Below are 13,026 nucleotides of genomic sequence, written 5' to 3' on the forward strand. Positions count from 1 at the left end.
CAGGAAGGTGCTCAGGTTTGTGACGGGGCGGGCAGCGGGTCTGCCTCACGATGGCGGCGAGTCAGGTGGCCGATGACGAAGGCGCAGGCCGCCAGCACGGCGGGGCAAACCGCCAGGACCAGGAAACTCTTGACCACCGGCAGGCCGCTGTTGAGTACATAGGCGCCCAGCAATGGGCCGAGGATCGAGCCGATCTTGGCGATGGAGGTGGCCCAGCCGGCGCCATTGGCGCGAATGGCACTGGGGTAGAAAATCCCGGCAATGCTGAGGATTCCATAGTGGGAACCTTTGACGAACACGCCGCCGACCAGGCTCAGCATCAGGAACGCGGTGCCTTGCATGCCGCTGATGCCCAGTACCAGCAGGAAAGGCAAGGCCAGCAACGGATAGATCATCACCATGTACGGTCCACGGGTGTCGACGAAGCGCATCATCGCCAGGCCCGCCATCGCACCACTGAACGATGCAATCGAGCTCACCCACGACGCTGTCGCGCGATCGAATCCGGCGTATTGATAGACCAGCGGGCTCCAGGAGGCGAGGAAATACATGGCCATGGAGCTGGCGGAGTAGCCCAGCCAGATCATGGGCGTGATCCATTTCAAGCGGCCGATGAACAACTGGCTGACCCGAAATGCCTGGCGACCGATGTCCGGCTCGTCCAACAGGACGAATTGGTCAGTGGGGCGCACATCCAGATGCGGATCCATGCGCTTGAGAATCGCCGCGATTTTCTCCGGTGCCTTACGCTTGCTGGCCAGGAAACGCACCGATTCGGGCAAGGTGAACAACAACAGCACCCAGGCGAACAGCGTGACCACGCCGCCGAACACGAACACGCCCTGCCAACCGATATGCGGCGCCAGCCACACCGTCAGCGGGCCGGCCATCGCACTGCCGAGGCTGAACCCGACCATGATGATGGTGACCACCGTGGAGCGATAACGCTTGGGGACGAACTCGATGTTCAAGGCCCAGCACAACGGCAACATGGCGCCCAGGGCGAAGCCGTTGAAAAAACGCAGGACCATCAGCGATGCGTAGCTGTCGGCCATGACAAACAGCAACGTCAACAGGGCGAACGAGCACGTAGAGAACAGAATCGTGGGACGCCGTCCAATGCGATCACCCAGGTAGCCGAAGAAAAAACCACCCAGCATCATGCCCAGCAGGCCGATGGAGAAGATTTCACCCAGTTGGATCTTGTCCAGGCCGACCTCATCGGCGATGTAGGAGGCGGTGTGGGAGAGCACCAGCAAATCGAAGCCGTCGAGGAAGGTGATCAATACCGAGACCAGAATCACCACGTAGTTGAAGCGTGACAGTTTGCGGCCTTCTATAAGCGCCGCGACATCCAGGGTACGGGGCTGTGACATGTGCGTTCTCCACTGCATTTTTATTGTTGTTGGAGTGGCGCCCCCGTGCACACGGCGGGCGCATCGAACTGCTTGAAAACCTATTCCAGATTGAAGGCCAGCCGTTCGCGCAAGACCTGCGCGGGTATATCACTCAGGCGGCCGTCCGGGCCAGCCAGATCCAGCGCATGGGCGGCGGCGGCGCCCATGGCGATACACGGCCCCATCACCCGCACACTCGACAGCGCGGCCGCGTCGGCGTCGATGCAGCGGCCCGCGACCACCAGATTATCGCTGCCTTCGGGGAGCATGCTGCGCAGCGGCACACTGTGGACATGATCGTCGCCAAAGGGCTCCCACTGATAACCGGTGCTGTTGCCGTGCAATTCCACCGGCCAGGACGTGCGCGCCACTGCATCCGGAAACATCGTAGCGGCTCGCACTTCATCGGTGGTCAGGTGATGTTGGCCAACGATCCAGCGGGTCTGGCGAATGCCTGGCAGTGCATACGCTCGGACCCTGGCCTTGCCGTAGGCCTGGGGGTACTCCGCTTTGAGGAAATTGATCACCTGGTCCACCTGTTGGCGCCCGGCGATGGCGACGCGAGAGGCGGCAACCGGATCCAGGGGCGTTTCGATGTGCGTCATGTTGAACGCCGCCGTGCCGCGTCCGGGGAACTGGAAGAACAAGCCATCGTCGCGCTCGATACCGTAGTGCCTGGCTTTTTCCTTGACCCGTTCGGTGAACTGCGCGCGAGTCGGCAGGTGGGCTTCATCGATATGCTCAAGGACGAACATCTGGGTGCCATAGATGGGCGTATCCGGCTCGCGACAGGCGAGCCCGGCGTTCCAGACCAGTGCCGCGTCGCCGCTGGCGTCGATAAAACCGTCGGCCGCCACGCGCACGTCGCCATAACGGGTGGCCAACTCCACTTCCTGGACCCGCGTGCCTTCGCGCACCACCTCACGCAACACCGCACCGAGCACCACGGTGATGCCAGCGTCGAGCACCTTTTGGCCAATCCAGCGACCGAGGGCCACTTCGTCGTAGTAAACCACGGTGGTCAAGGGTCCGATGGACTGGTGCAAATCGCCCGAGGCGCCCAGGTCGCGAAGGATGCCGTCGGCGATGCCATGGGTCAGCAACTGGCGGTTCGGACCATTGGAGAACAAGCCGCAAAAAGTCCCGATGATCGAGCCGACCGCTTGGCCGCCGAGCATCGGCAGGGCATCGAACAGCACGACGCGTTTGCCGAGCGCGGCGGCCTCCAGGGCGGCGGAAATACCGGAAATACCCGCGCCGGCAATGCAAACGTCAGCTTGCAGGCGCTGAGGGGTGGGGGCGCTGGTACGGCGTACCGTGCGAATGACATGAGCCATAAAACTTCCTTTGAGGTGTAAAAAAGGCGGCCGAGCCCGAACCCGTTGACCGGTGGCCACGGGGAACGGTTGTTTTCAGCAGGTTTCTTCGGGTTACGACGGCGTCGGCGTTCGCTGCGAACCGTTGGGCTGTATGGGCGGGTCACTGCACGATGAGCGCGGGGTAACTTCGACGATCCCGGCGTCGGCATCGACGCGCACCCAGTCCCCGGTACGGATCCGCTCCAGCGGGTCCTCGGTAAAACCGGTCATGGCGGGTGCGTGCACGACCACCGCGCCCAGGCCCATTTTTGCGGTCATTTCATTGAACAGCATGGCGCCAGGGGCCACGCCAGCGAGACGAGCGATATGGAACTGCGAGGACCAGCCGGACGAGCCCTTGGCGCCGGGAAACACCAGGACTTTGCCGGCGAAACTGATGCCCTTGAGCTCGTGGCGCGTCTCAATGACGGTGCCGCTGCGCGGGTCGATGCCACCCCAGCCAGAGATGCGGTCATGGGTCACCAGGGCTTCGCCTTCGAAGCAGCCGCCAACGACCTTGCGACCTCGGAGCGTAAAGGTTGCGCTCATTTCAATACTCCTTTCCACCGGCCGTCGATGGCCGCCTGGATGCATTCGCCGGTGGTGCCGAACCACGCCTGGATACCCATGATCGCCGGCAGGTAATGGGCCTGTTTGGCCGAGTCCACCGCCGCCACGCGCGTGCCCTTGGGCAGCACCTTGCCGATTGCTGAGCAGGTATCGGTCATCACATGCCCACCGGCCTGCTCAATGATGCGGGTGTAGCCGGCCACGTCAGCCAGTTGCTTGATCGACGCTGCGGTAAATATCCAGAGCTCGGTGTTCGCACTCAGGCGCTGGCCTTCCAGCAGTTGGCAGACTTCCCAGATTTGTTCGAGGCTGTAATGCGGGCAGCCAAGCATGACGAAGTCGACTTGTGCATCGCGTGCCGTGACGTTGACTTGCTCGTAGGCCCAGCGCCGTTCAGCTTCACCAAAACGCAAGGTGGCTGAAGGCCGGGTGGCGCCGAACGCTTGCTCGCGAGTACGTGCTTCAGGCGTGACCCCGACCAGGTGATACATCTCCACGCCACCGCTGGAAGCTGCCGCGGCACCGAAGTGCTTGAGGCGAGCCAGGTTGGGCTGGTGGCTCACCCCCTCGATGACCGGGATGCAATCCTGCACCTGTTCACCGACCCAGTAGCCGAGCAGTCCCCAGTCGGCCGTGGTGTTCACGTCTATATCCAACTGGATCAGGTGGGTACCGCGACGGTTCTCGTCCAGGTGCAGGCCCCAATAGGGAATCTTGCCGGTCAGCATCGCCGCGCCAGTGCTTTCCCGACCCTCGGCATTGGTGCGGGCGCCGAGGACCGAGTTGATGTAGATCACCGCAGAGGATTCCATCCAGGCGCAGTGCTCGCCTTTCACCGGCACGTTGCCGACTTGATAAGGCGTGCAGGTGTTCAACGGTTGTACGCCCAGACCGCTGCTGTAGGCCTGGCCGGTTTCATAAATGCGCACCACATCCGGCGAGATGCCTTGGCGTTCGGCATGCCGAGGGTCGATGCCCTGTTGCAGGTGACTGCTGAAGACCTTGACCTTGGGGATCTGGACCACCTCGGCGCTGTCGAGGTTGAACTCGCTGAACACCGCGTCCATGCCACCCTCACGTTCAGCGTACTGACGCAGGAAAGGGGTAGTGGCACCGATGGTTCCGGCCACATTGCGCGTGTCCACCAGGCATTGCGCATCCAGGGCCTCGCCATAACGCACCAGCAGATCCATGGCTTTCTGCACCGCCGGACCTTGATCGCCGGCGAGCATGGCTTTCTCGTCGTCGCGCAACCTCATTGCGGTAGGTCTCCGGCGTGGGTGATGTCGCGAGGCTTGATCAGTACCGCACCGCGCTCCATGGAGGACACGTTATGGCGGTAGATGTCCAGCCAGCCGCCGCCGAACTGCGGTGCCAGGGGCTGCCAACGGGCGCGTCGCGCCTGCATGTCGGTTTCGCTGATATGGGCGTCGAGGCGGTTATGGTCCAGGTCGATGGTGATGATGTCGCCGTCCTCCACCAGCGCCAACGGGCCACCGACGGCCGCTTCAGGCGCAACTTCGGCCACCACCAGGCCCTTGCACACCAACCCTGAAAGATGGCCGTCCGTCAGCATGGCCACGTGGTCGCCGAGCCCGGCACCGTCGATGGCGAACACCACTTTTGAAGCGCCGCCGCCCATGGCCGGGCCGCCACGCACACCGGCACCGCGCATGACCACCACGTGACCAGGCTGTATGCGCCCATCCTGCAAGGCTTCGATGGCATCGGCGGAGCGCTCGAAACAGATCGCCGGGCCTTCGAAGCGGCGCATCTTGTTCGGGTCGATGCCGTATTTGACGATGCCTGCCTGGGGCGCGATATTGCCGCGTAACATCACGATGGCGGGCTGGGTGGCGAAGGGGTTGTCCAACGGGCGGATCACCCTGTCATCGCTGACGGTCACCCCTTGAAGGTTTTGCTTGAGGGTTTTTCCGGTGACCGTCAGCACGTCGCCATGCAGCAGAGGCTCCAGGCGCTTGAGCAGGCCGCGCCCACCGCCCGCGGCCTCCATTTGCTCGATGCTGTGTTCTCCCACCGGCCGTACACCGACCAGCACTGGCACCTTGTTTCCCAAGTCCCTGAAAAGTTGATAGACGTCCACATCAACGCCGCCTTCGGCGGCCACCGCCTGCATATGTTTGATGGTGTTGACGGAGCCGCCCGCGGCGAGAATGGTCGCTACGGCGTTGGCGAAGGCATGGGGGGTCAGGATATCGCGTGGTTTGAGGTCTTCCTCGACCATTTCCACAATGCGTTGGCCGGCTTGACGCACGAAATCGAACATCTGCCGGCTGTTGGCGGCAATCGGCGCGCTGCCAGGCAAGGCCATGCCCAGGGCTTCACACACTAGGTGCATCGAGTTGGCGGTGCCCATTCCCGAGCAGACCCCGGGGCCCTTGATTGCATTGCGGGCCATACCGGCCAGCTCTTCAACCGGCAGCTTGCCGGTCACCACGTGCATGGAACTGATAAACACGTCTTCGATATCGACATGCTTGCCGTTGTACTCGCCGCTTGGCTGGTATCCGCAGACCACCACCAGGGTCGGGATATTCAGGCGGGCGGCGGCCATCAGTTGGCCCGGTACTGTCTTGTCGCAGGAGGCCAGGCAGATCATGCCGTCGAGCTGAGCGCCTTCGACCGCGACTTCGATGTCGTTGGTGATGAGGTCGCGGGCGGCGAGCATATAGGCGCCGCCGGCACCGGCGCCGGTGATGAAGTCGCTGGGCGCGGCGGTACGAATTTCGAAGGGCAGGGCGCCGGCATCGCGTATCGACTGTTTGAGGACCTCTGCGATGCCATCCAGGTGACTGAAGCAGATCGCCAGGTTGGACGATGAGTTCACGATGGCGATCTTGGGTTTCTCCAACTCGCTTTCGTCAATGCCCAAGGCTTGCCACTGGGCGGCGCGCACAGCCCATAAATAGGAGCCGTAGGGGAAATTGCTGCGCAGCTTCTTGGGCATGGTGTGCTCCGTTATTGTTATGGGGATGCCAATTCGGTTAATCGAGTTAACGATCTTGTGCCGAGTCTAGGCTTCGACCTAGAATCCGAAAACCTTATTTCACTTATAGATAAAATCCAAAATATGGATATCAAGGACGTCGATCTCAACCTGCTGAAGGTCTTCGATGCGCTGCGCAAAAAGCACAGCGTGACCCTGGCCGGTGATCTCATGGGGCTCAGCCAGCCGGCCATGAGCTTCGCCCTGGCCAAGCTACGCACGCTGTTCGACGATCCGTTGTTCATCCGTACCTCCCGCGGCATGCAGCCAACCGCCAGGGCCCTGCAGATCGCCGAGCCGGTGCAACGCATCCTGGAGATGGTCAGCAGCGAAGTGTTGCCGTCCACGGGGTTCGTCCCCGAACATTCCGACCGACAACTGGTGCTGTGCATGTCGGACATTGGCGAAATGGTGTTCCTGCCCCGGCTGATGCGCATGCTCGACAAAGCCGCACCGAATTTGCGAATTCGCACCCAGGCCTTGTCGTCGGAGCAATTGGAGGAGGGGCTGGACGCCGGCGAGGTGGACGCGGCCATCGGCTATTTCCCGCGTTTGCTCAATACCTCGATCCGGCATCGGGCGCTATACAGTCACTCATTCGTGTGCATCGTGCGCAACGATCACCCCACCATCGGCGACAGCATCAGCGCCGAACAGTACCAGGCCGCTGTGCACGTCGCGGTCCAGGCCGAAGAGCGCGGCATGAGTGTGCTGGACCGTGAACTGGCTGGCCATGGCGTCACGCGCCAGGTACGTTTCAGCCTGCCACGGTTCATGGGCGTGCCGTTTCTGGTGGCCGAGTCCGACATGATCGCCACCGTGCCCCTGGCGGTCGGCCGGCGCTTCGCCGAAATCACCGATGTGCGCCTGGTGCCGCTGCCTTGGGACATTTGCGGCTACGACATTCATCTTTACTGGCATACGCGGTTCCACCATGACCCGGCGAATCGTTGGTTGCGTCAATCCTTCATCGAATTGCTCGCCGATTTCTCTCCTGCGGAAATGGTATCCCTCTGAGCGGTGGCTGTTTAACGTCGGGACCGGCTATTGAGCCGTTTCTGACAAGAATGTCAGGAAGCCGTCAGCCTCCAGACACCTTGGCTGTCTAGACTCACTGGGTTGCCCCGTTGCTGCAGAGGATTCACCTGATGCGCTTGCTTATTGTCGAGGACGAAGAAAAAACCTCTTCCTACGTCCATCGTGGCTTGACCGAGCTCGGCTACATCGTCGACGTCGCCACGAATGGCATCGATGGCCTGCACTACGCGTTGGAATGGGACTACGACGTGGTGATCCTGGATGTGATGCTGCCGGGCAAGGACGGTTACGACGTGCTGCAAGGCCTGCGCCTGCACAAGAAAACCCCGGTCATCATGCTGTCGGCCAGGGGCACGGTGGATGACCGCATTCGAGGGCTGCGCGAGGGCGCCGATGATTACTTGGGCAAACCTTTTTCATTTGCCGAGCTCGTCGCGCGTGTCCAGGCCTTGATCCGTCGTCGCGCCGGCGACACGGCTGACCTGACGCATTTGCGCATCGACGACCTGGAGGTCGATTTGCAAGCGCGCAAGGTGACCCGGGGCGGGCTGCGGCTGGACTTGACGGCCAAGGAGTTCTGTCTGTTGAGTCTGTTGGCGCGGCATCAGGGCGAAATTCTTTCCAAGCTGATGATTGCCGAGCAGGTCTGGGACATGAATTTCGACAGTGACGCCAACGTGGTCGAGGTCGCGATCAAGCGCGTCCGCGCCAAGGTGGATGCCCCGTATCCGCGCAAGCTGCTGCATACCGTCCGCGGCATGGGCTATGTACTGGAAAGCCGAGAGGCAGATGGCAGGCAGACGGGTACGCCTTGATGAAAAGATCGATCGCCAAGCGGCTCGCCCTGATGTTTGCCCTCGCTGTCCTGCTGATCATGTCGGTCAGCGCGACGCTGTTGCGCTGTTCCTTGAAACAATCGCTCGACGAGCAGATGCAGAACGAGCTGATCCTGCGCCATTCCGTGCTCGACCCGGTGTTGGCGAAATACGATTCGCCGACGTTCTGGGTTGGCTTGCGCCAGAAGCTCGACGGCCTGACGCCCGCGGATGAGCGGGTCCGCTATTGGATCCTGGTGGACAACCCGGCCTTCAGCTACGGCGGGGCGATGCCGGACGGCCAGGATTGGTCGAAGCGCTCCGATGGGCTGTTTACCGTCGATCTGCCTGAGCGAGAGCGACCCATGATGGCATTGCTCAAGACCATTCCTGCCATGGGGGATCGTCCGGAACTGCGCTTTATCGTGGGGCTGGATTCAACGCCGTTCAGGAAGACCCTGGACCACTTCACCAAGATACTGATCCTGACCTCTGCGTTGGGCATCGGCCTGGTTGCGCTGCTCGGTTACTGGATCGCGCGTTTCGGCTTGGGGCCGGTGAGGCGCTTGAGCCGTCAAGCCAATAGCCTGCCGCCGGGGGATTCGAAGCAACGCCTGGACACCGAGGCACTGCCAGGCGAATTGCAGGAACTGGCGGTGTCGTTCAACGGCGCCCTGGCGCGCCAGGAAGCGGCCTGGTGTCAGCTCGAAGGGTTCAACGCCAATGTGGCCCATGAGTTGCGAACGCCCCTGACCAACCTGATCGGACAGACCCAGGTGGCATTGGCCCACGGGCGTGAGGTGGGCGAGCTTCAGGACTTGCTGCAGTCGAACCTCGAAGAGCTGGAACGGATGGGCACCATCGTCAACGACATGCTGTTCCTGGCCGGGGCCGAGAGCGGGCAGCGGGCAACCGAGCTCAGTGATGTCTCGCTTTATGAAGAAGCGTCGAAGACGGTGGAGTATCTGGAGCCGGTGCTGCATGACAAACAACTGAACGTGCTGATCCAAGGCGACATGCGCGTGTGCATCGACCGACGCCTTTTTCACCGCTCCCTGGCCAATCTGATACAGAACGCGGCGCGTTACGCGGTGCCGACCAGCACCATTACGGTGAGCCTGGTCAGCCACGACAGGCAGGTCGAAGTGAGCGTTTCCAATGCCGGGGAGCCCATCGACAACGTACATCTGGAACGTTTGTTCGAGCGTTTCTACCGTGCCGACACCGCCCGGGCGCGAAGCGATGCGCACCATGGCCTGGGTCTTTCCATCGTGCGTGCGGTGGCGTCCATGCACGGTGGGCGCGTATTCGCCCACAGCGAGAATGGGCTCAATACCTTTGGATTTTCCTTGATGAACCAGGCGGCGCCTTAATCGTCGCCGCCGCGAGTAAAGTCCGCCCCCGTTTGACATCTTCCCGTCAGCCAGCAGTCACCTTGACGTCAGTCGCCCCCTCCTAGAGTGCTACGACCATCCCAACGAGGACAGTGTCGTGGAGCCCACTATGAATATTCGAAACCTGTCGATTGCCGGCCTGCTGGCAGTCATCTCCTTGAGCAGCTCGCCGCTGCTCGCCAAAGAACAACCGCAGTTCCCGGCCTATGAATATGGCATGCCGCTGGACATCGCCAGGGTCATCCATATCGAGGAGGCGACATCACCGGTATGCGAGGTCGTGCAAGCCAAGATGACCTACCTGAACACCCAAGGAATAAAGAAGCACGTCAGCTTTCTGCAGTTGGCTGAGGCGTGCTCGAACCAGTGACCGTCCGGCGATGCCGGTTCATTTCTTCAGACAGGGACCATCACCATGTGCAATAGAACAACACCTGCCATTGGCCGCACGAGCAACGTGAGCCGGCTTTCGAGAATGGCGAGAACCTTTGCTGCTGGCGTCGCGCTGCTCGGTGCGCTGAGTGTTGGAGCGTCCGATCGTGTTGCTCCGAAACCGGATTGGTCAACCCACGACATGCCCTCCCAGAAAGGTCGAATTGTCCTGGTCACGGGTGGCACCAGTGGCATGGGCTACGAGGACGCGCTGGCCTTGGCGCGTGCCGGCGCCGAGGTCATCATCGCCGCGCGTAACCCGGAGCGCGGCGCGCAGGCCATCGCGCGTATTCGCGAGTCCGTACCCGACGCCAAGGTGCAGTTCGAGACCGTGGACCTGGCCGATCTTTCATCCGTGCGCGACTTGGCCCAACGTCTCAATCAACGGCTGCCGCGCCTCGACGTATTGATCAACAACGCCGCCGTCATGGCGCCTCCGGAGCGGGGCACGTCCGCGGATGGCTTTGAGCTTCAGTTGGCCACCAACTACCTGGGGCACTTCGCGCTGACCGGCCTGTTGGTGCCGCTCTTGCGTAAAAGCCAGGATGCCCGTGTGGTGAGCCTGTCAAGCATTGCCGCGGCGCGCGGTGCGATGAACTTCGATGACCTTCAGAGCGAGCGGAAGTACGACCCGTACGCGGCCTACGCACAATCGAAACTGGCCGTCCTGCACTGGGCCTTTGCCTTGCAGCGGCGCAGTGACGCTGAGAACTGGGGCATTCGCAGCATGGCGGCGCATCCCGGCGTGGCGATCACCGAGTTGGTCGCACGGGGGCCCGGTCTCGACAGCGAGTTCGGCCGGCGCTGGGCAAAGGACCGCGACGCGTACCACTCGGCGGCGCAAGGGGCGTTGCCTACGTTGTATGCCGCCACGGCTGCCCAAGCCGTGGGCGGGGCTTATTACGGCCCGACCGGCGACGAAGAACGACGCGGGCCGTTGGGTTTCGCCAAGACGCCGCCCGCCGCGAGCACGCAGGCGGATGCCGAACGGCTCTGGTCCGTCTCCGAGCGCCTGACCGGCGTGACCTACCGCTGATGCAACCCCGGGCGCGGGCATCCGTCCCGCGCTCGTCCCCTGTCTTGTGGCCGTCTCCCTGGAGTCCCTATGAGTACGTTTCCCTATTTGCACCGACTGAGTCTCGCCCTGAACGCCCGCGACGGCGAGTTGCGCCCGGCGCTGTGCGGGTTCCTGCTATTTCTTTGCCTTTTCACCGGTTACTTCATGCTGCGCCCGATCCGTGAGTCGATGGGCATCGCGGCGGGGGTGGAGAACTTGCAATGGCTGTTTACCGCGACCTTCCTGGTCATGCTGGCGGCTGTGCCGTTATTCGCCTGGCTAAGTTCTCGAGTGCCACGCCTGCGCCTGATCGACTGGGTGTACGGCTTCTTCGGCTTCAACCTGCTGATGTTCGTCGAGCTGTTCCAGTTCCAGCCGGACAGTATCGCGTTGGCCCGGGTCTTTTACGTCTGGATATCGGTCTATAACCTGTTCGTCGTCTCCGTGGCCTGGAGCCTGATGGCGGATGTATTCGACAGCGAGCAGGCCAAGCGTCTGTTTGCCTTCATCGCCGCGGGCGCCAGCGTCGGCGGCCTGCTGGGGCCGGCCTTGAGCGCGCTGCTCATTGGTCCCCTCGGCGCCTCGGGGTTGATGCTGCTGGCGGCCTTGTTGCTCGGTGTCACGCTGGTGTTGAAACGGGCGTTGATGGGATGGCGCGAAACGGGCGGGGCTGGGCGTCCGGGCGCCGCGCCGACGCAAAGCCCCCGGCAGCCACTGCAGGGCAACCCGTTCAGCGGTTTGACGGCCGTGCTCAGGTCACCTTACCTGTTGGGCATCGCCGGGTTCGTCGTGTTGTTGGCGACGGTCAGCACCTTTCTCTATTTCGAGCAAGCGCGCCTGGTGGCCGAGCTCTATCCCGATCGCGAGGCACAAGTGCGCATCTTCGGCACCATCGACATCATCGTGCAGGCCGGTGCGTTGCTGTCCCAGCTGTTCATCACCGGCCGCATCGCGCCGAAGCTGGGGGTGCGTGCTTTGCTGGCCATCGTGCCGTTGCTCATGTGCTTCGGCTTCCTCGGCCTGGCATTGGCGCCGGGGTTCGCGCTGCTGGCGGCGCTGATGATCGTGCGACGGATCGGCGAGTACGCGTTCGTCCGACCTGGCCGGGAAATGCTGTTCGCGCCGTTGGATGCCGAGAGCAAATACAAGGCCAAGAACTTCATCGACACCGTGGTTTATCGCGCGGGTGACGCCATGAGCGGCTGGGCCAAGAGTCTGCTCGACCTGCTCGGGCAAGGCGCCGGCCCGGCCGCGATGATGGGCGCCTGTTGCGCGCTGCTGTGGGGTTACTTGGGCTGGCAACTGGGGCGGCGGGCGGACAATGCCGCTTCGCGGGAGCTACGCTTGGCGGCCATTGCGGCCAGGGATGAAGACCGCGCCGACCAGGATGAAACCCACTCTATTGTCCGTCGCGTTGTTGCGGCGAGTGAAAGGTGATGCGGATGCGTCTGAAAAACAAGGTACTGGCAGTCGGTGCGATCGTTGCCTTATCGGCGTGCTCCAGCGTGTTTACGGGCAAAGAAAACGCCTTGGTCGGGACATGGCGTATGGTCAGCGCAACCGTTGAGAGTCAGGGCAGTGTATCGGATGCTTACGGCCCCAATCCTCATGGCTGGCTCGTCTTCACGCCAGAGCTGACGTTTGTCGAAGTGCTCACTGATCCGCGCGTGCCGGCGTTTCGATCCAATGTGCGTGGTGAAGGCACCGATGAGGAGAACCGGGCAGCGCTGGCGGGGAGCATCGGTTTCTTCGGGCGCTATACCGTCGACCAGAACGGTGAGTTCACAGGCAACACGGTCAAAGGGTCTACGTTCCCGAACTGGGTGGGCGCTGTGCGTACCCGGGACGACCTGCAGTTGAAGGTCGACGGCGACCGGATGGTGGAAGACTTTCGCCGTCCCGATGGGGCGAAGGTTCACATCGTCTTTGAGCGTGTAAGGTGATTTCGATGCGTCGTG

The 13,026-nt window shown here is 62.3% G+C and carries 12 protein-coding genes; 7 read left to right on the forward strand and 5 right to left on the reverse strand.

What is annotated here, in order from left to right; genetic code table 11:
- Window positions 1-11 precede the first annotated feature (11 nt).
- From AB4N80_RS19380 to ilvD, 5 genes are all read right to left on the reverse strand, one after another.
- Complete coding sequence (locus AB4N80_RS19380; protein ID WP_460078316.1) at window positions 12-1,376, reverse strand: MFS transporter; 1,365 nt, start codon at window positions 1,374-1,376, stop codon at window positions 12-14.
- 80 nt (window positions 1,377-1,456) lie between these two features.
- Window positions 1,457-2,734: an FAD-dependent oxidoreductase gene (locus tag AB4N80_RS19385; protein ID WP_122564826.1), complete on the reverse strand. Its 1,278-nt coding sequence runs from the start codon at window positions 2,732-2,734 to the stop codon at window positions 1,457-1,459.
- 93 nt (window positions 2,735-2,827) lie between these two features.
- A complete protein-coding gene (locus AB4N80_RS19390) occupies window positions 2,828-3,304 on the reverse strand; it encodes an aconitase X swivel domain-containing protein (RefSeq protein ID WP_305481583.1) in 477 nt (158 codons plus the stop codon).
- Window positions 3,301-4,584: an aconitase X gene (locus AB4N80_RS19395; protein WP_122564824.1), complete on the reverse strand. Its 1,284-nt coding sequence runs from the start codon at window positions 4,582-4,584 to the stop codon at window positions 3,301-3,303. Before AB4N80_RS19395 ends, AB4N80_RS19390 begins: the two co-directional genes overlap by 4 nt.
- Window positions 4,581-6,293 (reverse strand): dihydroxy-acid dehydratase, encoded by a 1,713-nt coding sequence (gene ilvD / locus AB4N80_RS19400; protein ID WP_460078323.1) that lies wholly within the window; start codon window positions 6,291-6,293, stop codon window positions 4,581-4,583. The genes AB4N80_RS19395 and ilvD overlap by 4 nt, the downstream gene beginning before the upstream one ends.
- A 123-nt stretch (window positions 6,294-6,416) precedes the next feature.
- On the opposite strand from ilvD, the gene AB4N80_RS19405 reads away from it, so the two are divergent.
- From AB4N80_RS19405 to AB4N80_RS19435, 7 genes are all read left to right on the forward strand, one after another.
- Window positions 6,417-7,349: a LysR family transcriptional regulator gene (locus AB4N80_RS19405; RefSeq protein WP_122564822.1), complete on the forward strand. Its 933-nt coding sequence runs from the start codon at window positions 6,417-6,419 to the stop codon at window positions 7,347-7,349.
- Window positions 7,350-7,480: 131 nt separating this feature from the next.
- Window positions 7,481-8,185 (forward strand): heavy metal response regulator transcription factor, encoded by a 705-nt coding sequence (locus AB4N80_RS19410; RefSeq protein ID WP_122564821.1) that lies wholly within the window; start codon window positions 7,481-7,483, stop codon window positions 8,183-8,185.
- Window positions 8,185-9,558: a heavy metal sensor histidine kinase gene (locus AB4N80_RS19415; protein ID WP_122564820.1), complete on the forward strand. Its 1,374-nt coding sequence runs from the start codon at window positions 8,185-8,187 to the stop codon at window positions 9,556-9,558. The genes AB4N80_RS19410 and AB4N80_RS19415 overlap by 1 nt, the downstream gene beginning before the upstream one ends.
- 130 nt (window positions 9,559-9,688) lie before the next feature.
- On the forward strand, window positions 9,689-9,949 hold the full coding sequence (locus AB4N80_RS19420) for a DUF2790 domain-containing protein (RefSeq protein ID WP_460078328.1): 261 nt from the start codon (window positions 9,689-9,691) through the stop codon (window positions 9,947-9,949).
- A 105-nt stretch (window positions 9,950-10,054) separates the two neighbouring features.
- Entirely contained in the window at window positions 10,055-11,047 is a 993-nt protein-coding gene (locus tag AB4N80_RS19425; RefSeq protein ID WP_305467020.1) for an oxidoreductase, read from the forward strand.
- Window positions 11,048-11,116: 69 nt separating this feature from the next.
- Window positions 11,117-12,505, forward strand: a complete 1,389-nt coding sequence (locus tag AB4N80_RS19430; protein ID WP_305481577.1) for an NTP/NDP exchange transporter — start codon at window positions 11,117-11,119, stop codon at window positions 12,503-12,505.
- A gap of 5 nt (window positions 12,506-12,510) precedes the next feature.
- Window positions 12,511-13,011, forward strand: a complete 501-nt coding sequence (locus AB4N80_RS19435; RefSeq protein WP_122564817.1) for a lipocalin-like domain-containing protein — start codon at window positions 12,511-12,513, stop codon at window positions 13,009-13,011.
- Window positions 13,012-13,026: the final 15 nt, after the last annotated feature.

Source organism: Pseudomonas sp. H3_A02 (assembly GCF_054671965.1).

Bases quoted from the DNA above. Each gene is read 5' to 3' on its own strand.
- AB4N80_RS19405 (WP_122564822.1), top strand. From the start codon at position 6,417: ATGGATATCAAGGACGTCGATCTCAACCTGCTGAAGGTCTTCGATGCG.
- AB4N80_RS19435 (WP_122564817.1), top strand. From the start codon at position 12,511: ATGCGTCTGAAAAACAAGGTACTGGCAGTCGGTGCGATCGTTGCCTTA.
- AB4N80_RS19420 (WP_460078328.1), top strand. From the start codon at position 9,689: ATGAATATTCGAAACCTGTCGATTGCCGGCCTGCTGGCAGTCATCTCC.
- AB4N80_RS19395 (WP_122564824.1), bottom strand. From the start codon at position 4,584: ATGAGGTTGCGCGACGACGAGAAAGCCATGCTCGCCGGCGATCAAGGT.
- AB4N80_RS19425 (WP_305467020.1), top strand. From the start codon at position 10,055: ATGGCGAGAACCTTTGCTGCTGGCGTCGCGCTGCTCGGTGCGCTGAGT.
- AB4N80_RS19385 (WP_122564826.1), bottom strand. From the start codon at position 2,734: ATGGCTCATGTCATTCGCACGGTACGCCGTACCAGCGCCCCCACCCCT.
- AB4N80_RS19390 (WP_305481583.1), bottom strand. From the start codon at position 3,304: ATGAGCGCAACCTTTACGCTCCGAGGTCGCAAGGTCGTTGGCGGCTGC.
- AB4N80_RS19415 (WP_122564820.1), top strand. From the start codon at position 8,185: ATGAAAAGATCGATCGCCAAGCGGCTCGCCCTGATGTTTGCCCTCGCT.
- AB4N80_RS19410 (WP_122564821.1), top strand. From the start codon at position 7,481: ATGCGCTTGCTTATTGTCGAGGACGAAGAAAAAACCTCTTCCTACGTC.
- AB4N80_RS19380 (WP_460078316.1), bottom strand. From the start codon at position 1,376: ATGTCACAGCCCCGTACCCTGGATGTCGCGGCGCTTATAGAAGGCCGC.
- ilvD (WP_460078323.1), bottom strand. From the start codon at position 6,293: ATGCCCAAGAAGCTGCGCAGCAATTTCCCCTACGGCTCCTATTTATGG.
- AB4N80_RS19430 (WP_305481577.1), top strand. From the start codon at position 11,117: ATGAGTACGTTTCCCTATTTGCACCGACTGAGTCTCGCCCTGAACGCC.